The organism is Kitasatospora purpeofusca (assembly GCF_000718025.1).
GTDB classification, from domain to species: Bacteria; Actinomycetota; Actinomycetes; order Streptomycetales; family Streptomycetaceae; genus Kitasatospora; species Kitasatospora purpeofusca.
Map to the genome: position 1 here is coordinate 152,357 of NZ_JODS01000003.1, position 16,773 is coordinate 169,129.

17 protein-coding genes are annotated in these 16,773 nt (G+C 75.1%); 9 read left to right on the forward strand and 8 right to left on the reverse strand.

The window, feature by feature from the left end:
- The first annotated feature begins 60 nt into the window (after positions 1–60).
- The 5 genes from IF01_RS0106725 to IF01_RS0106745 are packed head-to-tail and all read left to right on the forward strand — an operon-like array spanning position 61 to position 5,441.
- Positions 61–1,074, forward strand: a complete 1,014-nt coding sequence (locus IF01_RS0106725; RefSeq protein ID WP_030392361.1) for a 3-oxoacyl-ACP synthase III family protein — start codon at positions 61–63, stop codon at positions 1,072–1,074.
- Positions 1,071–1,811 (forward strand): glycosyltransferase family 2 protein, encoded by a 741-nt coding sequence (locus IF01_RS0106730; protein ID WP_037779180.1) that lies wholly within the window; start codon positions 1,071–1,073, stop codon positions 1,809–1,811. Before IF01_RS0106725 ends, IF01_RS0106730 begins: the two co-directional genes overlap by 4 nt.
- Positions 1,812–1,867: 56 nt before the next feature.
- Positions 1,868–3,355 carry a class I adenylate-forming enzyme family protein gene (locus tag IF01_RS0106735; RefSeq protein ID WP_030392362.1) on the forward strand — a complete coding sequence of 496 codons (1,488 nt, stop codon included), beginning with the start codon at positions 1,868–1,870 and terminating at the stop codon, positions 3,353–3,355.
- Positions 3,352–4,518 (forward strand): cytochrome P450 family protein, encoded by a 1,167-nt coding sequence (locus tag IF01_RS50900; protein ID WP_063764154.1) that lies wholly within the window; start codon positions 3,352–3,354, stop codon positions 4,516–4,518. Before IF01_RS0106735 ends, IF01_RS50900 begins: the two co-directional genes overlap by 4 nt.
- Entirely contained in the window at positions 4,509–5,441 is a 933-nt protein-coding gene (locus IF01_RS0106745) for an NAD-dependent epimerase/dehydratase family protein (protein WP_030392364.1), read from the forward strand. Before IF01_RS50900 ends, IF01_RS0106745 begins: the two co-directional genes overlap by 10 nt.
- Positions 5,442–5,500: 59 nt before the next feature.
- Here the strand turns inward: IF01_RS0106745 and IF01_RS0106750 are convergent, their stop codons facing one another.
- From IF01_RS0106750 to IF01_RS0106760, 3 genes are all read right to left on the reverse strand, one after another.
- Positions 5,501–5,701 (reverse strand): DUF5326 family protein, encoded by a 201-nt coding sequence (locus tag IF01_RS0106750; RefSeq protein ID WP_030305494.1) that lies wholly within the window; start codon positions 5,699–5,701, stop codon positions 5,501–5,503.
- A 226-nt stretch (positions 5,702–5,927) separates the two neighbouring features.
- Positions 5,928–6,596, reverse strand: a complete 669-nt coding sequence (gene tenA, locus IF01_RS0106755; RefSeq protein WP_030392365.1) for a thiaminase II — start codon at positions 6,594–6,596, stop codon at positions 5,928–5,930.
- A gap of 37 nt (positions 6,597–6,633) precedes the next feature.
- Positions 6,634–6,951, reverse strand: coding sequence for a cupin domain-containing protein (locus IF01_RS0106760; protein WP_030392366.1), 318 nt, complete (start codon positions 6,949–6,951; stop codon positions 6,634–6,636).
- A gap of 103 nt (positions 6,952–7,054) precedes the next feature.
- Here IF01_RS0106760 and IF01_RS0106765 point away from each other — a divergent pair, with 103 nt between their 5' ends.
- Together IF01_RS0106765 and IF01_RS0106770 are read left to right on the forward strand one after the other, a co-directional pair.
- Positions 7,055–7,429, forward strand: coding sequence for a phage holin family protein (locus IF01_RS0106765; protein ID WP_030392367.1), 375 nt, complete (start codon positions 7,055–7,057; stop codon positions 7,427–7,429).
- A 138-nt stretch (positions 7,430–7,567) separates the two neighbouring features.
- Positions 7,568–8,095 (forward strand): NUDIX domain-containing protein, encoded by a 528-nt coding sequence (locus IF01_RS0106770; RefSeq protein ID WP_030392368.1) that lies wholly within the window; start codon positions 7,568–7,570, stop codon positions 8,093–8,095.
- Positions 8,096–8,167: 72 nt separating this feature from the next.
- Here IF01_RS0106770 and IF01_RS0106775 read toward each other — a convergent pair whose 3' ends face one another.
- The 4 genes from IF01_RS0106775 to pdhA all read right to left on the reverse strand — a co-directional run bounded on the left by IF01_RS0106775 (position 8,168) and on the right by pdhA (position 13,844).
- On the reverse strand, positions 8,168–10,054 hold the full coding sequence (locus IF01_RS0106775) for a globin domain-containing protein (protein ID WP_244215453.1): 1,887 nt from the start codon (positions 10,052–10,054) through the stop codon (positions 8,168–8,170).
- 231 nt (positions 10,055–10,285) lie between these two features.
- Complete coding sequence (locus IF01_RS0106780; protein ID WP_030392370.1) at positions 10,286–11,692, reverse strand: dihydrolipoamide acetyltransferase family protein; 1,407 nt, start codon at positions 11,690–11,692, stop codon at positions 10,286–10,288.
- A gap of 5 nt (positions 11,693–11,697) precedes the next feature.
- Complete coding sequence (locus IF01_RS0106785) at positions 11,698–12,708, reverse strand: alpha-ketoacid dehydrogenase subunit beta (RefSeq protein ID WP_369826094.1); 1,011 nt, start codon at positions 12,706–12,708, stop codon at positions 11,698–11,700.
- Positions 12,705–13,844: a pyruvate dehydrogenase (acetyl-transferring) E1 component subunit alpha gene (pdhA, locus tag IF01_RS0106790; protein ID WP_030392372.1), complete on the reverse strand. Its 1,140-nt coding sequence runs from the start codon at positions 13,842–13,844 to the stop codon at positions 12,705–12,707. The genes IF01_RS0106785 and pdhA overlap by 4 nt, the downstream gene beginning before the upstream one ends.
- 164 nt (positions 13,845–14,008) lie before the next feature.
- On the opposite strand from pdhA, the gene IF01_RS0106795 reads away from it, so the two are divergent.
- On the forward strand, positions 14,009–14,455 hold the full coding sequence (locus IF01_RS0106795) for an Lrp/AsnC family transcriptional regulator (protein ID WP_078879731.1): 447 nt from the start codon (positions 14,009–14,011) through the stop codon (positions 14,453–14,455).
- Between the two features lie 81 nt (positions 14,456–14,536).
- Here the strand turns inward: IF01_RS0106795 and IF01_RS0106800 are convergent, their stop codons facing one another.
- Complete coding sequence (locus IF01_RS0106800) at positions 14,537–15,121, reverse strand: TetR/AcrR family transcriptional regulator (protein WP_030392374.1); 585 nt, start codon at positions 15,119–15,121, stop codon at positions 14,537–14,539.
- Between the two features lie 289 nt (positions 15,122–15,410).
- Here IF01_RS0106800 and IF01_RS0106805 point away from each other — a divergent pair, with 289 nt between their 5' ends.
- Positions 15,411–16,679: a putative hexosyltransferase gene (locus tag IF01_RS0106805; RefSeq protein ID WP_078879732.1), complete on the forward strand. Its 1,269-nt coding sequence runs from the start codon at positions 15,411–15,413 to the stop codon at positions 16,677–16,679.
- Positions 16,680–16,773: the final 94 nt, after the last annotated feature.

Genomic DNA, 16,773 nt, shown 5'->3' on the forward strand with positions numbered 1-16,773 from the left:
GGCGCCCGCCTGAGTACCCGTACTCAGGCGGGCGCCGCCCGTCCGCCGCACGATGGGGCCATGCACCCAGCAGCCACCGCGCGGATCGGCATCACCGCCGTCGGATCCCAGCTCCCCGCCCGCCGACTGACCTCCCGGCAGCTCCAGGACGAGATCACCGCCGGCGGCCGGCTGCGCCTGCCGGAGCGGACCTTCGAGAAGGCCACCGGCATCGTCACCCGGCACTTCGCGGCCGACGGCGAGTACGCCTCCACCCTCGCCCTCGGCGCCGCCCGGCGCGCCCTGGACAGCCGCGGCCTGGACCCGCTGGACATCGACCTGCTGCTGTTCGCCTCGGCCACCCGGGATGTCGCCGAACCGGCCACCGCGCATCTGGTGCAGTCCGAACTCGGCTCGCGGGCACACGCGTTGGACGTCAGCAACGCCTGCAACAGCTTCCTCAACGGGATCGACCTGGCCCGTTCGACGATCCTGGCCGGCCGGGCCCGGCGGGCCCTGGTGGTCACCGGCGAGACGCCCAGCCGGGCGATGCGGCGGGACCCCGGCGGGGCGGAGGAGTTCCGCGCGGGCTTCGCCGGCTACACCTTCGGCGACGCGGGCGCCGCCGTCGTGGTCGAGGCGGTGGAGCGCGGCGGCATCCTCGACGTGGAGACCGAGACCGCCTCCGAGCACTGGCGGACCGGCGGCATCCCGGGCGGCGGCTCGCGCCACCCGCGCGGCGACGAGTACAGCTACTTCCGCGGCGGCGGCACCGAGTTGCGCGGCGTCTTCGAGAAGATCGGCCTGGACATCCTGACCCGGGTGGCCGCCCGCACCGGCCTCGGCTGGGAGGACTACGCCCGGGTGCTGGTGCACCAGGTGACCGTCCCCTACCTGGAGCGCTTCGTGGAGGCCACCGGGGTGCCGGAGGAGAAGCTGGTGGTGACGGTGCCCGAGCTCGGCAATGTCGCCAGCGCCACGATCGGGATCCAACTCGACCGAATACACGAGGAGTTGGACCCTGGCGACAAGGTACTGATGCTGGGCCTCGGCGGCGGCGTGAGCCTGATGGCGATGGTCTGGGAGGCGTCGTGACCGCGCTCTGGGTGGTCGTCCCCGCCTACCGGGAGGAGGCCAGGATCACCGCCACCCTGAACGCCCTCGCCGCCCAGCGGGACCTGGAGTTCACCCTCCTGGTCGCCGACAACGGCTCCACCGACGGCACCGTCGGGGCCGTCCGCGCCTTCGCCGCCCGGGCACCCTTCCCGGTCGAGGTGCTGGTCGAGCCGGAGAAGGGCGTCGGCTCGGCGGTCGACACCGCGTTCCGGCACGCCATCGCGCACGGCGCCACCCTGATCGCCCGCACCGACGCCGACTGCCTGCCCGCCCCCGGCTGGACCGCCGCCGCCCGGGCCGCGCTGGTCGACGGCGGCGGACTGGTCTGCGGCCGGGTCACCGCCCGCCGGGACGAGCACGGACCGGCCGGACGCGCCGTCTTCCTGGTCCTGGTCGCACTCGGCGCGTTCTTCGGCCGGATCCGGCCCGCGCACCACCGTCGGCACGGCTACCTCACGCCGTACCGGATGCACGCGGGCAACAACATGGCGATCACCGCCGAGCTGTACCTGGCGGTCGGCGGCATGCCGCGCCGCCCCTCGCCCACCGACCGGCTGTTCATCAACCGCGTCCGCCGGCACACCACCGCGATCACGCACCGCCGCGACATGGTGGTGCAGAACTCCACCCGCCGGATCCGCGCCTACGGGGTGCTCGGCACCGCCCGCTGGTACCTCGAACGCGGGCCCGGCACCCGCGCCGTCGACGTCCGCTGACCGCTGACCGCTGACCGCCCGAAGCTCACCACCCGCCGCAAACCCGAGGACACCCCGTGCTCGACCGGCTCGCCCACGACCTGCGCACCCGGCACCCCGACCGCCCCGCCGTCCTGACCCACACCCGGCTCGGCGGCACCCGCGTCCGGATCCGCCGGGGCGAACTCGCCGCCCTCGCCGACACCTACGCCGTCGCCCTGAACGCCCGCGGCCTCGGCGAGGACACCACCCTAGGCCTCGCCCTGCGCCCCGGCCCGCGCGCGCTCGCCGTCATGCTCGCCGCGCACCGGCTCGGCCTGCGCATCGCCGTCCTCGACCCGACCGCGGGCCCCGACGTCCTGGCCGCCCGGCTCGCGCTGGCCCGCCCGGACCTGGTCCTCGCCGACGCCGCCGCCCAGGCGGTGGCCGGCTGGGCCCGGCCGCTGGCCCGCCGCGCCGACCTCGCCCTGCCCCCGCTGGAGGTGCTCGGCCCGGTCGCCACCCTCGGCCGCCGACTGCCCGGCTGCGCACCCCGGCTGCGGGTCGGACGCTTCGGCGCGTCGGTGCCGAGCATCCCCGGCTCCGACGCACCCGCGCGCGACACCGACGCCGTCATCGTCTTCACCTCCGGCACCACCGCCCGCCCGCGCGCCGTGGTGCACTCCCGGGGCGGTCTGGCCGCCGGTCTGCGCACTGTCGGCGAACTGGTCGACCCGCGCCCCGGCTCCGTCGTCCTGGGCGGCACCTTCTTCGTGCTCGTCCCCGCATTGAGCGCCGGGGCCGCGGTCGCCCTGCCGGCCCGCGAACCGGCCGCGCTGGCCCGCCAGCTCGCCCGGCTCACCCCCGCCCACACCTACCTCACCCCGCCCCAGCTGCGCGCCGCGCTCGGCGCCGGGGCCCGGTTCACCGGCCGGGTCTGGACCGGCTCGGCACCCGCCGACGCCACCCTGCTCCGCCGGGTCAAGCAGGCCGGGGCGGAACAGGCCTGGGGCGTCTACGCGCTCACCGAGCTGTTCCCGGCGGCCGCCGTCGAGGAGGCCGAGAAGAGCGCCTTCACCGGGCCCGGCGACCTGGTCGGCACACCGCTGCCGGGTGTGCGCACCTCGCTCGCGCCGGACGGCGAACTGCTGCTCGGCGGCCCGGGCGCCCGGCACCGCTACCTCGGCGAGGAGCCCGACCCCTGGGTGCGCACCGGCGACCTCGCCACGCTCGACCCGGACGGCCGGATCGTGCTCGGCGGGCGGCTCAAGGACATGGTGCTGCGCCGCGCCGAGAACATCTATCCCGGTCTCTACGAACCGTCCCTGCACCTGCCGGGCGTCGAACTCGCGGTGCTGGTCGGCGTCCCGGACGGGGACGGCGACGAACGGCTGGTCGCCCTCGTCCAGCCCTCGCCCGGCACCGACCCGGGACGGCTGCGCGCCGCGCTGGCCGGACCGCTGGCGCGGATGGGCTCGGCCCGCCCGGACGCGGTGCTGTTCGGCCGGGTGCCGCTGGCCGGGCGCTCCCGCAAGCCGGACCGCGCGGCGGCAGCCGCCCGGTGCGCCCGGGAGCTGGCCGGATGAGCGGGAACGCACGCGCGGCGGACCACTCGGCACCGGTACCGGCCGTGCACCGGGCCGCCCGCCGCCGGGACCGCCGGGTCTATCTGCGCAGCCACCCCCTGCTGTTCGCGCTGCTCGCGGCCACCCGCCGCCGCCCGGTCGCCCGGCTCGGCCGCACCGTGCTGGTGCACGACGCCGAGGCCTACCGCACCGCGCTCACCCGGATCCCGCTGGACCGCACGGCACCCGGTACCACCGGCGGGGCCGCCGCCGAACTCACCTCCGGCGGACTGCTGTTCGACCAGGACGGCGCCGAACACCGGTCAGCCAGGCGCGCGTTGGCGGTCGAGCTGGACGCCTCGGCGGTGGACCGGATCCGCCCGTCCTGGCAGGCGGTGCTCACCGCGCGGATCCCCGCGCTCGCTACCGGCGATCTCGAACTCGTCTCCCTCTCCAGGGAGTTGGCCGGAGTCACGGCCGCCGCACTGACCGGGACGGCGGCCTGCCCGAGGACTCTGGCCGGTGCCGCCACCGAGGCCGCCGCGGCCGCCGCCCGCGACCACCTGCCCGGCCTCCGCCCGCCCGGCGCCGCGCGGACGGCCGCCGCCCGGGCCGCCGAACTCGCCGCGCTGCTGCCCGACGCCCGGGACGCCATGGTCGCGGTCGCCGCCGTCAACACCAGCGTCGCCGCGCTCCCCCGGGCCGCCGCCTGGTGCGCGGACGCCGGGCTGTGGTCCTCGGCCGACGCCGCCGGCGCGCCCGCACTGGCCGCCGAGCTGCTCCGGCTCACCGCACCCTCGCCGCTGCTCCCCCGGGTGGCCGCCGCCGACGCCGTGCTGGCCGGGCGACGGGTCCGGGCCGGGGACCGGCTGGTCCTGGTCGCCCGGCACGCCGCCGGGGCGCACCGGTCCGCGGCCTCCCCGGGACCCGCCGCCACCCAGGCGGTGTTCGGCGCCGGGCCGCACGCCTGCCCGGGCGCCGGGGTGGCCCGCGCCCTGCTCGCCGAACTGCTGCTCGCGCTCGCGCCGTACCGGCCGGTGGTCGTCCGGGCCCGGGTCGACCGGCGGGCCGCGCTGCCCGGCTGGGCCGAACTCACCCTGCGCGCCACCCGAAGCCCCGAACAGCACCTCACCGGACCACGCCCCGCCGGACCAGGACCCACCGAGGAGACCCGATGCGGATAGCCGTCACCGGCGCGAGCGGCTTCTGCGGCTCCCACGTCGTCCGGGCCGCCCTCGCCGCCGGTCACGAGGTGCTCTGCCACGGCCGCCGCCCCGGACCGGCCGGCCGCCACGTCCCCTGGGACGCCACCGCCGGGGAGCCCGACTTCACCGGCGCCGACGCGATCGTGCACTGCGCCGCCGCCGTCGCCGACCTGCCCCGGGGCACCGGGGCCGAGGCCGCCCAGCACGCCGTCAACGTCGCCGGTACCGAACGGCTGCTGCGGGCCGCCGGGGACCGGCCGCTGGTCTGGGTCTCCAGCGCCAGCGTCTACGACCCGAGGGCCGACCGCGGCTCCGTCGGCGAGGACCACCCCACCGAGGCCGGGCAGCTCAACGCGTACGGGCGCACCAAGGCCGCCGGCGAGCGGCTCGCCCTCGCCGCGGGCGCCGTGGTGCTGCGCCCGCGCGCGGTGTACGGGACCGGCGACCCGCATCTGGTGCCGCGGCTGCTGGAGCGGGTCCGGCGGGGGCGGCTGCTGCTTCCCGGCGGCGACGTGCGGCTCAGTCTCACCGCGGTGCAGAACCTCGCCGACGCCTGTCTGTCCGCGGTCGGCGCGGGCCGTACCGGCGACCGGCCGTGGACGCCGGTCGCGTACAACATCGCCGACGCCCGCCCGTACCGGCGCGACGAGGCGGTCCGCGCGGTGCTGGCCGCGCACGGCGTGACCGCGCGGATCCACCATGTGCCGGCCCCGCTGGCCCGGCTGGCCGCCCGCAGCGGGCGGCTCCCCGGTCTGACCCCGTACGCGGTGGACCAGCTCTCCCGCGACGTCGTGCTGGACCTCACCCGCGCCCGTACCCAGGGCTGGCGGCCGCACCGGGACCTGGACGCCTTCCTCCGCGAGACCGGCGCAGGCGCCGCCCGTCCGGCGTCCCGCCCGTGAACGCCCGACGCCCGCGCCCCCGGGGGAGGGGACGCGGGCGTCGGGGCAGGTCCGGGGCGCTAGTTCCTGGCGGCCTTCTTGACCAGGATCACCACGGCGGCGGCGATACCGACCACCACCAGCGCCTTGACGGCGAAGGCCAGCAGCGCGCCGACCACACCGAAGACGAACATCAGCAGGTTCCACGCCAGGATCAGTACCAGTACCGGAACAACGATGTTCCGCACCCACGAGGGCAGCGACTTCCAGAGCTCAGCCATGTCCGTTCCTTCTCTCCCCTTGGGGTCGGCTGCCGTCCGGTGCCGCATCCCGCTCGCTTTCGTACTTCGATCGTACGGCGGCCGGAGGGACGGAACGAGGGCCAACGGCCCCGAGAGAACCCGGAGATCACCCCGACCCCGGACCCCGGGTGAACCCGGCCCCGACCTCGGGGAACGACCCCCGACCCCGGCCCGCCCCCACCTCGTGGACGCCCCGCCGCGGGCCTCAGACCGGCCAGGACTCCCGGCGCCAGGCGGCGTCCCAGAACATCCACTCGTACCGGGAGGTGGTGACGAAGTGCTCGACCACCCGGCGCCGCTCGGCGGGGGAGATCTCCTCGCCGAGCCGGTCGGTCAGCGCCAGCACCCGCCGCACCACCGACTGGAACGCCTCGTCGCCGTAGGTGGCGATCCACTTCGCGTAGAGCGGGTCGGGGGAGCCCTCGGCGAGCAGCCGCTCGCCGACCCGGGCGTAGATCCAGTAGCAGGGCAGCACGGCGCCGACCGCCTCCGCGAAGGAGCCGCCGTAGACCGTGGCGAGCAGGTAGCTGGTGTACGCGCGGGTGGTCGGCAGCACCGGTTCGGCGGCGGCCTGCTCCGCGGTGTCGCCGAAGGCGTCCAGGAACTCGGCGTGCATCCCCTGCTCGGCGGCCAGCGCGCCGATCGCGTCGTCCGCGAAGGCCCGCACCTCCTCCTCGCCCGGGGCCCTGGCCGCGCAGACGGCCAACGCGCGGGCGTAGTCGCGCAGGTAGTGCGAGTCCTGCACGACGAAGTGGCGGAACGCCTCCCTCGGCAGGGTGCCGTCGGTGAGGCCGGCGATGAAGGGGTGGTCGAGGATCTCGGCGTAGACCGGCTCGATCGCCGCCCAGAGTTCTTCGGTCAGGCTCAGGCTCATGCCCCGACCCTAACCGGCCGTCCGCCGCACCCCAGGTTCAGTCCTCGGGCGGGGAGAACACCACCAGTACCCGCAGTTCCTCGGTGATGTGGTGGAAGCGGTGCGGGGTGCCGGCCGGCACGTAGACGACGGTGCCCCGGCCGACGGTGGCGGTCTCGTTCCCGACCGTCAGCTCGGCCCGGCCGCTGATCACCTGGTAGATCTCGTCCTGGGCGTGCGCGGTCTGGGTGTCGGTGTCGCCGGGGGCGAGCGCGTAGAGGCCCGCCGACATCCGCGGCTCCCGCAGGAAGCGCAGGTACGCGCCGTCGTTGGCGGCGCGCTCGGCGTCCAGGTGGTCCAGTCGGAACAGCTTCATCGGGGAGCACCCCTTCTCGTACGGACCTCGAACCACCGGCATTCAACACCACCGGGCCGCCCGGAGCGGCGTCACCCCTTGACCGACCTGGGACGCTGGCCCCATGAAGGGTTTCGTCATCAAGACACTGATCAACGCGGCGGCCATCTGGGTCGCCGCCTGGATCGTCCCCGCGATCACGCTCACCGGGGACGACTGGAAGCACAAGACGCTCACGGTGGTCGCCGTGGCGCTGGTCTTCGGCGTGGTCAACTGGCTGATCAAGCCGGTGGTGAAGTTGTTCTCCCTCCCCCTGTTCATCCTCACTCTCGGCCTGTTCACCTTCGTGGTGAACGCGTTGATGCTGTGGCTCACCTCGTGGGCCTCGGACAAACTCGACCTCGACTTCCACGTCGACGGCTTCTGGGCCGCGCTGTTCGGCGCGCTGATCGTCAGCCTGGTCTCCTGGGGCCTGAGCCTCGCCCTCGACGAGGACTGAGCGCGAGGGCCGAACGCGAACGCCCTCGCCCCGCCCCGCCCCGCCCCGCCCCGGACGGACGCAACCGGGGCGGGGCGCGTTTCGGCCGGTCCGGGCTGCGGGAGACTCCCGCACAACGCTCCAGCCCCGGAGGTCGCCATGCGCACCCCACCCCGCCCCGTCGTCAAGCGCACCGCCCGGGCGATCGTGCTGGAGACGAATCCCGACGACCCTTACGGACCGGCCTCGCTGGTCCTGATCAGGCGCACCCGCCCCGGCGCCCCGCACCCGTACTGGATCACGCCCGGCGGGGGTGTCGAGCGGAGCGACCGCACCGTGGTCGAGGCCCTGCACCGCGAGGTGGACGAGGAACTCGGCGGGAAGGTGGTCGACGTGGTGCCCGCCTTCGTGGACACCATCAGCCACACCCACCACGACGACGGCAGTCTGCTCCACCCGCACGGGGTCAAGGTGCAGCACTTCTTCGTCTGCCGGCTCGCCTCGATGGACCTCGACCGTCGGCACGGCCCCGAGGTGGACGAGCCCAACGGCGACTACGAGGTGGTGCGGGTCCCGTTCACCCGCGAGGGCGTGACCTCGGTCAATGTGGTGCCGCCGGCCCTGCGGGCCTATCTGGCCGCCAACATCGAGGGCGTCCGCGCCCTGCTCGCCCCCGACCTCGGCTGACGGTCCTCGGTTGACGGTCCTCGGCCGGCCGTCCTCGGTGCGACCGGGCGGCTCACGACGCCGTGGGGCGGCTCACGGCGCGGCCAGGTCGCCGACCAGGTCGTGCCGGATCCGCTCGGCCGGCAGCCCGGCCCGCAGCAGCACCCCGCTCGTCCGCCGGACCATCGCGGGCGGGCCGGACAGATAGGCCGTCCGTCCGGTCCACGGCCCGAACCGGGCCACCGCCTCCGGGAGTTCGCCCGCGAGCAGGCCCGCGGCGGCGGCCTCCGCCGTCCCGGCGCCGGGGCCGGACAGCACCGCGCGCACGGTCAGCCAGCGGTGCCGGTCCGCCAACTCCCGCAGCGCCGCCAGCTCGTACAGCTCGGCGGGGGTCCGCGCCCCGTGGAACACCTCCACCGAGCGGCCCCCGGCGCCGCGCCCCGCGACCTCCTCGACGAGTGCCCGCAGCGGCGCGATCCCGGTGCCACCGCCCACCAGCAGGAGGTCGCCGCCGTCGGTGTCGTCCAGGGTCATCCCGCCGACCGCCGGGCCGAGCCGCAGCACGTCCCCGGGCGCGGCCCGGTGGACCAGCGCGTTGCTCACCCAGCCCGCCTGCACCGCCTTGACGTGGAAGGTCAGCAGACCGTCCGGCCGGGGCGCGGAGGCGAACGAGAAGTGCCGCCAGACCCGGGGCCACCAGGGCGTCTCCAGGCTGGTGTACTGCCCGGCGCGGTACGGGTAGGCCTGGTCCGGGCGGACGGTGAGCACCGCGACGTCCGGGGTCCGGCGCTCGTGCGCCACCACTTCGCCCCGCCACCAGGGCGGCGAGGTGCGGGCGGCCTCCTCGGCGGCCTCGATCATGATCGAGGAGACCAGCCGGTACACCCGGCGCCAGGCCAGCTCGGTCTCGGCGTTCCACCGGCTGCCGGCGTACTTGGCCAGCGCCGCCACCAGGCATTCGCCGACCGGACCGTAGTGGCCGGTCAGGGTGCCGTAGCGGCGGTGGCCCCGGCCCAGCGCGCCCAGGTGGGCGCGCAGCCCCTCCGGGTCGCCGGCGCTGCGGGCGGCCGTCAGCAGGGCGCGGAACAGCCGGTCGCGCTGGACGTCCATGGCGGCCGGGAAGAGCGCCCTGATCTCGGGGTGGCCGAGGAAGATCAGCGCGTAGAAGTGCGCGGTGGCCCGGTCCGCGACCGGCTCGACGACCGCCAGGCTGGTCCGGATCAGCTCGATGTCCCGGGCGGTGGGCGGTAGTTCGGCGGCGTCGCGGGGCTCGGTCACCGCAGCCGGCGGCGGGGCCTGCGACGTGTCCGCGACCGGCGGAGCGACCGGTGCGGCGTCCGGTGAAGCGTCCGGCGACGCGGCGCCGTCGAGGGTGCGCAGCGCCCAGGCGCGGGACCACTGGTCGCCGGGTCCGGCCCAGTTGAGCCCGGGTGCGCTGGTGAACAGCGGTTCGATCACGGGGATGCCGGGCGCCGACGCCGCTGCGGGCGGGGCGGGGACGGCGGGCGGTTCGACGGGCCGAGGGGGGACGACGAACGGCGGCGGAGCGACGGGCGGCGCGGACGGCGGCGTCGGGACCACCGGCCGGACGGACTGCACCGGCACCACGGGCTCCATCGGCACCACGGGCAGGACGGGCTCCATCGGCAGGACCGGCCCGGTCACGATCGGCCCGGCCACGACCGGGGCGGCCACCACCGGCCAGGGCACCACCGGCGCCGGCTCGACCGGTCCGAACACCGGTGGCAGGTCCGGCGGAACCGGCGGCGCCGAAGGCTCCGCGGTCGGCGGGGCATCCACCACGGCATCCACCACGGTGTCCAGCACAGGGTCCGCCCCGGCATCCGGCGCGACGCCCGGCACGCCGTCCGGTACGCCGTCCGGTACGACGCCCGGCACGGCCTCCGGCAGGCCGGGCACGGCCGAGGCCGCCGCCGAGCCGTGCCCGGTACGGACCAGGAGTGTCCTGCGGGACTTCACCGCAACGTTTCGAGTACCCAAGAGAATCGTTTCGCCTCCGGCCGGCCTACGCCACCACCTGGCTTGTCTCTGTTGACGCCCAGGAAGCGTGGCATGCCCGAAGTGCTCATCCGACAAATAGCGTGAAGCCCAGACACCCGCCCCCCGGACGCGCTACTCTCCCCGCCGCGCTCGCCCTGGGTGGCGGTTCCACCACCCAGGGCGAGCAATGCCGCCGATCGGAACGGGGATTCAGAGCCGCCGCAGCAGCACGCCCGGCTGCTCGACACAGTCCGCGACGAACCGCAGGAACCCGCCCGCGGTACCGCCGTCGCAGACCCGGTGGTCGAAGGTGAACGACAGCTGGGTCACCTCGCGCACCGCCAACTCGCCCTGATGGACCCAGGGTTTGGCGACGATCCGGCCCACCCCGAGCATCGCCGCCTCCGGGTGGTTGAGGATCGGGGTGGAGCCGTCCACCCCGAACACCCCGTAGTTGTTCAGGGTGAACGTGCCGCCGGTCAGCTCGGCCGGAGCGATCGCCCCGGTCCGCGCCGCCTCGGTCAACCGGGCCAGCTCCTCGCCGAGTTGCTCGGTGGTGAGGCGCTGCGCGTCCCGCACGACCGGCACGACGAGGCCGCGCTCGCCCTGGGCCGCGAAGCCCAAGTGCACCGCCGAGTGCCGCAGGATCCCCGAACCGTCCGGGGTCACACTGGAGTTGAGGTCGGGGAAGCGCTCGAGCCCGACCGCGCAGATCCGGGCGAGCAGCGCCAGCACGCTCACCTTCGGCCCCGGTACGGCGTTCAACTGCCTTCGCAGCGCCATCAGTTCGGTGGCGTCGGCGTCCACCCAGCAGGTCGCGGCGGGGATCTCCCGGTGGCTGCGGCCGAGCTTCTCGGCCACCGCCTTGCGCAGCCCGCGCAGCGGGACCACGGACCCGGCGCCGGAGGGCACCGCCCCCGCCGGCGCGACAGCCGGGGCGGCGGGCGCGACAGTAGGCGCCACGGCGACCTTGGCCGCGACCGCCCGTTCGACGTCCGCCCGCATGATCAGGCCGTCCGGCCCGCTCCCGGCGACCGCCGCCAGCTCCACGCCCTGCTCCCGCGCCAGCCGCCGCACCAGCGGCGAGATCACCGCGGGCACACCGCCCGCGACGACCGGCACCACCGCGGTCACCGGCTCCGGCTCCGGGGCCGGAGCCGGAGCAGCCACCGGGGCCGCGGGAGCCACTACCACCGGAGCAGCCACCGGGGCCGAGACCCGGGTCACCGCAGCCGAAGCCCCGCCGACCCCGACCCGGCGCCGCCGTCCGCCCCGGTCCGGCTCGGCGACGCCGTAGCCGACCAGCGGCCGTTCGACCTCCGCCGCCCGCTCCACCACCGGCACCGCCGCGAGCGGCCGCTCGCCCTCGCCCGGCGACACCGCGACCGTCACCAGCGGCGCGCCGACCAGGACCTCCTCACCGACCGCGCCGAACAGCGCCGTCACCACCCCGCCGTAGGGACAGGGCACCTCGACCACCGCTTTGGCGGTCTCCACCTCCACCACCGGCTGGTCGATCGCGATCACCTCGCCGACCTCGACCAGCCAGCGCACGACCTCCGCCTCGGTGAGTCCCTCACCGAGGTCGGGCAGGGTGAACTCGCGCACGACGGGCATCATCCTCAGTCCTCCCACTGCAGCCGGGCGACCGCGTCCAGGATCCGGTCCACCCCGGGCAGGTGGTGGTGCTCGAGCATCGGCGGCGGGTACGGGATGTCGAAGCCGGTGACCCGCAGCACGGGCGCCGCCAGGTGGTGGAAGCAGCGCTCGGTGACCCGGGCGGCGATCTCCGCGCCGGTGCCGCCGAAGCCGCCCGCCTCGTGCACCACCACGGCCCGGCCCAGCGAGCGCACCACCCGGCAGACCGTCTCGTCGTCGAACGGCACCAGGGTGCGCAGGTCCAGCACCGCGAGGTCCCAGCCCTCGGCCTTCGCCACCTCGGCCGCCTCCAGGCAGACCGGCAGCGAGGGGCCGTAGGTGATCAGCACCGCGGAGGTGCCGGTCCGGCGCAGCGCGGCCCGCCCGATCGGCTCGACCGGGGCGGCGGGGTCGAAGCCGTCCTTGCCCCAGTACATGCGCTTGGGCTCGAGGAAGACCACCGGGTCGTCCGAGGCGATCGAGGCCCGCAGCAGCCCGTAGGCGTCGGCCACGGTGGCGGGCGTGACCACGTGCAGGCCGGGGGTGGAGGCGTAGTAGGCCTCGGAGGCGTCGCTGTGGTGCTCGACGCCGCCGATGCCGCCGCCGTAGGGGATCCGGACGGTGATCGGCATCGGCAGCCGGCCGGCGGTGCGGTTGCGCATCTTGGCGACGTGCGAGAACAGCTGCTCCAGCGCCGGGTAGGCGAAGGCGTCGAACTGCATCTCGACCACCGGCCGCAGCCCGTACATGGCCATGCCGACGGCGGTGCCGAGGATGCCCGCCTCGGCCAGCGGGGTGTCCAGGCAGCGGTCGGGGCCGAACTCGGCGGTCAGTCCGTCGGTGATCCGGAAGACGCCGCCGAGCGCGCCGACGTCCTCGCCGAGCATGTGCACCGTCGGGTCCTCGCGCATGGCGTCGCGCAGCGCCGTGTTGAGCGCCTGCGCCATGCTGGCGGTGCGGGCCGGGGCGGCGGGGGAGACAGCGGTCGTCATCAGGGCTGCACCTCGGCCTCGGCGGCCAGTTCCTCGGCCAGCTGCGCCGCCTGCTCGCGCAGCTGCGGGGTCGGCTCGGCGTACACGTGGGCGAACAGGGACATCGGGTCGAGCTCGGGCTCGGCGTGGAACTCGGCGCGCATCCGGGCGGCGAGCGCCTCGGCCTCCTCGGCCGCGTCCCGGACCAGCTCGTCGTCCAGCACCCGGAGCTCGCGCAGTGCGCGCTCCATCAGCAGGATCGGGTCGTGCTCCCGCCAGGCCTCGACCTCGGCCCCGGTCCGGTAGCGGGTGGCGTCGTCGGCGTTGGTGTGCGCCTCGACCCGGTAGGTGAGCGCCTCGACCAGGGTCGGGCCGCCGCCGGTGCGGGCGCGCTCGACCGCCTCGGCCAGCACCGCGTGCACGGCGGGCGCGTCGTTGCCGTCGACCAGCCGGCCGGGCATGCCGTAGCCGACGGCCTTGTGGGCCAGGGTCGGGGCGGCGGACTGCGCGCTGAGCGGGACGGAGATCGCGTAGCCGTTGTTCTGGACCAGGAAGACCACCGGTGCCTGCAGCACGGCGGCGAAGTTCAGGGCCTCGTGGAAGTCGCCCTCGCTGGTGCCGCCGTCGCCGAGCATGGCCAGCGCGACGGCCGGCTCGCCGCTCAGCCGGGCGGCGTGCGCCAGCCCGACCGCGTGCGGGCCCTGAGTGGCGAGCGGGGTGCAGAGCGGGGCGGTCCTGGTGGCCCTGGGGTCGTATCCGGTGTGGGCGTTGCCGCGGAGCAGGGTGAGGGCCTCCAGGGGGTCCACGCCGCGGGAGACCACGGCGAGGGTGTCGCGGTAGCTGGGGAAGAGCCAGTCGCGCTCCTCCAGCACCAGGGCGGCGGCGACCTGGCAGGCCTCCTGCCCGGTCGAGGCGGGGTAGACGGCGAGCCGGCCCTGCTTGGTGAGGGTGGTGGCCTGCTGGTTGTAGCGGCGGCCGACGACCAGGCGGCGGTACAGCTCGCGGAGCAGCACGGGGTCGTACTTCTCCAGCGCGGGCGTACCGAGGACGCGGACCGGAGCGGGGTCCGGGAGCAGCGGGGCCGGGTCGGTGCGGGGGGCGGTGGCCCCGGGCAGCCAACCGGGCACGGCCGTGTGGTGTCTGTGGTCGAGAACGGTCATCTCGGGGCACCTCCAGGGGTGGCGGGGGCTCCCTACCGATTGTTCGGTCGTCTGTTCATCTTGACCAGAAGCGTGCGAAGGTGGTGGACAATCGGCCCGGGTGGCGGTCGACTGGTGGCATTGCGTCCAATCGTCAGGGGTGGGGGGTCATGTCGGCTGAACAGATGTCCAGACTCGACCGGGTCGACCGGGCGATCCTGCGGCTGCTGCAGCAGGACGGCCGCGCCTCCATCCGGTCGGTGGCCGAGCGGGTGCACGTGTCCCGGGCGAACGCGTACGCCCGGATCTCCAGGATGGTCGAGGACGGCGTGATTCGCGGCTTCACCGCCAGGGTGGACCACGAACGCGCAGGTCAGGGGGCTTCCGCCTACATCACCCTGAAGATCGTGCAGAACTCCTGGCGGACGGTTCGGGAGCAGTTGCTGGCTCTGCCGGGGGTCGCGCACATCGCCCTGGTCGGCGGTGACTTCGACGTCCTGCTGCTGGTGCACACGGCCGACAACCACGCCCTGCGGGAGCTCGTGCTCAACCGCATCCAGTCCATCCCGCAGGTGCTCGGCACCCGCACCATGCTGGTCTTCGAGGAGACCGACCAGGTCCCGCCGGACTGACGGCGGGGCCCGGAGAACCGCCCTGCCGCCCTGCCGCACCCGAAGACCCGGGGACCCGGGGACCCGGGGCCGGGGACCGCCCTACCGCGCCCGGAGGCCGTCGAAGGCCAGGTGCACCACCGCGTCGGCGACGCCGTCGGCGCCCTTGAGGCCCGGCCGGTACCACTCCACGATCGAGTTGATCATGCCGAAGAGCAGCCGGGTGGCCAGCCGCGGCTCGACGTCCGCCCGCAGCGCCCCGTCCGCGACGGCGGCCCGCAGCAGCTCGGCCACCTGGTGGTCGAAGTCCCGGCGGCGCTCCAGCGCCCACTGCTCGGTGGCCGTGTTGCCGCGCACCCGCAGCAGCAGGGTGACGTAGGGCAGCTCGGCGAGCAGCACCTCGGCGGTCCGCCGCACCACGTGCTCCAGCCGCTGCACCGCCGGCCCCTCGACCGCGCCCGGCTCGGCCAGGATCCCGAACAGGCCGTCCAGTGCCCGCCCGACGGCCAGCCGGAGCAGCTCCTCCTTGCCGCGCACGTGGTGGTAGATCGAGGACTTGGAGATCCCGGCCGCGCGCGACAGGTCCTCCATCGAGGTGCCGTCGTACCCGCGCTCGTTGAACACGTCGACGGTGACCGCGAGCAGGGACTCCACGGTGTAGGCGGTGCGCGGGGTGTGATCGGCCATTCCCCGAGTATCCCCGCCCGCCCCGCCCCGACGGCGCCCGGGGTGACCTGGTCCACACCAAACCCGGGAGCCAGACCCCTGGGCGTGTCGTCCGGATCGCGCCAGGCGGTCGCCGCCGGGGCACGCACCTCGACGGCTTCTCGTCGGTCGCCGATGCTCCGCATGGGCTCCCTCCTCGGCGCCGCCGATGCACGCACCCCAACGACGCCCACTTATCCGACGCGATCCGAACGACACGCCCTAGACTCGGCGGACGATCCGTCCATGGCCGAGCAGGTGGGGAAGTCGCATGAGCGCAATACCGGCAGTCGAATCCGATCTGCCCGAACAGCGCAGCGGCGTCACCACGACCGAGCCCGCCCTCGACTGGCGCGAGCGCGCCCGGGACCTCGTCCTGCGCTTCGGCCCGGCCGTGTGGTGCTACGCCGTCCTGAAGCTGGTCGGCTTCACCGTCTTCATGAAGCTGCTCTCCTTCTCCGGGGACTACCTCAAGAAGCATCCCCGCTTCGGCGGCGGCGCCAACCCCTGGGACGTACTGGCCAGCTGGGACGGCTGGTGGTACCAGCAGGTCGCCCAGTTCGGCTACCACCCGGCGCTGGTGAGCGTCCCCAACGGCGTCCCGGGCTTCACGATCGAGCAGAACTCGGCCGCCTTCTTCCCGCTCTACCCGGGCCTGATGCGGCTGGTCTCCGAGGTGAGCCCGTTCGGCCTGTACGGGGCCGGGATGATCGTCTCGGTGGTCGCCTCGCTGTTCGCCGCGGCCGGCATCTACGCCGTGGTGGACCGGATGGCCGGCCCGCGCGCCGGTGTGATCGCGGCCGGCCTGTGGGCGATCGCCCCGGGTTCGGGCGCCGAGTGGGCGCTCTACTCGGACTCGCTGTTCATCGCGCTGGCCGCCTGGTCCTGCTACTGCGTGATGACCAAGCAGTGGGTGGCGGCCGGGGTGCTCACCCTGGTCGCGGGCCTCAACCGGCCCACCTCGGCGGCGCTGATCGGCGCGGTGGGCCTGGCCGCCCTGGTGGAGCTGTACCGGCGGGAGAGCGGGGTGGCGCGGCCGCTGACCGCGATGCTGCTGGCCCCGGTCGGCCTGCTCGGCTACGTCGGCTGGGTGGGCTGGCGGATGGGCGAGTGGGGCGGCTACTTCACCCTCCAGCACGACGCCTGGCTGCACTACTTCGACTGGGGCCAGGGCACCTGGGCCGCGCTCCGCGGCGTGCTGCTGGGCCGCAACGACTACCCGTTCGCCTGGCACACGGCCGACATGCTGGCGACGCTGATCGTGCTGAGCCTGCCGGCGCTGATCGTGCTGCTGTTCCGGCTGCGCCCGCCGCTGGTGCTGACCGCCTACACCCTGGCCACCATCGTCTCGGTGCTCGGCAGCCTGGGCATCTTCGGCAACACCTCGCGCTACCTGCTGCCGGCCTTCCCGCTGCTGATCGCGCTCGCGGTGGCGATGCGGAAGCTGAGCTGGCCGGTGCTGGCGGCGGTGCTCGGCTTCGGGGCGGTCGCCTCCGGCTGGTACGGCGGGTACGTGATCTTCGAGCTGGGCATCCCGTAACCCCTCCGGCCACCCGCCGTCCCCCGGGGGCGCGTCCGTTTCGGACGCGCCCCCGCCGTTTTCGCCCGCCCCCGTCGCGCTCCGGCACTCCGTT

Excerpts from the sequence above, each read along its gene's own strand:
- IF01_RS0106725 (WP_030392361.1), top strand. The coding sequence starts at position 61 with ATGCACCCAGCAGCCACCGCGCGGATCGGCATCACCGCCGTCGGATCC.
- IF01_RS50900 (WP_063764154.1), top strand. The coding sequence starts at position 3,352 with ATGAGCGGGAACGCACGCGCGGCGGACCACTCGGCACCGGTACCGGCC.
- IF01_RS0106745 (WP_030392364.1), top strand. The coding sequence starts at position 4,509 with ATGCGGATAGCCGTCACCGGCGCGAGCGGCTTCTGCGGCTCCCACGTC.
- IF01_RS0106750 (WP_030305494.1), bottom strand. The coding sequence starts at position 5,701 with ATGGCTGAGCTCTGGAAGTCGCTGCCCTCGTGGGTGCGGAACATCGTT.
- tenA (WP_030392365.1), bottom strand. The coding sequence starts at position 6,596 with ATGAGCCTGAGCCTGACCGAAGAACTCTGGGCGGCGATCGAGCCGGTC.
- IF01_RS0106760 (WP_030392366.1), bottom strand. The coding sequence starts at position 6,951 with ATGAAGCTGTTCCGACTGGACCACCTGGACGCCGAGCGCGCCGCCAAC.
- IF01_RS0106765 (WP_030392367.1), top strand. The coding sequence starts at position 7,055 with ATGAAGGGTTTCGTCATCAAGACACTGATCAACGCGGCGGCCATCTGG.
- IF01_RS0106770 (WP_030392368.1), top strand. The coding sequence starts at position 7,568 with ATGCGCACCCCACCCCGCCCCGTCGTCAAGCGCACCGCCCGGGCGATC.
- IF01_RS0106780 (WP_030392370.1), bottom strand. The coding sequence starts at position 11,692 with ATGCCCGTCGTGCGCGAGTTCACCCTGCCCGACCTCGGTGAGGGACTC.
- pdhA (WP_030392372.1), bottom strand. The coding sequence starts at position 13,844 with ATGACCGTTCTCGACCACAGACACCACACGGCCGTGCCCGGTTGGCTG.
- IF01_RS0106795 (WP_078879731.1), top strand. The coding sequence starts at position 14,009 with ATGTCCAGACTCGACCGGGTCGACCGGGCGATCCTGCGGCTGCTGCAG.
- IF01_RS0106800 (WP_030392374.1), bottom strand. The coding sequence starts at position 15,121 with ATGGCCGATCACACCCCGCGCACCGCCTACACCGTGGAGTCCCTGCTC.
- IF01_RS0106805 (WP_078879732.1), top strand. The coding sequence starts at position 15,411 with ATGAGCGCAATACCGGCAGTCGAATCCGATCTGCCCGAACAGCGCAGC.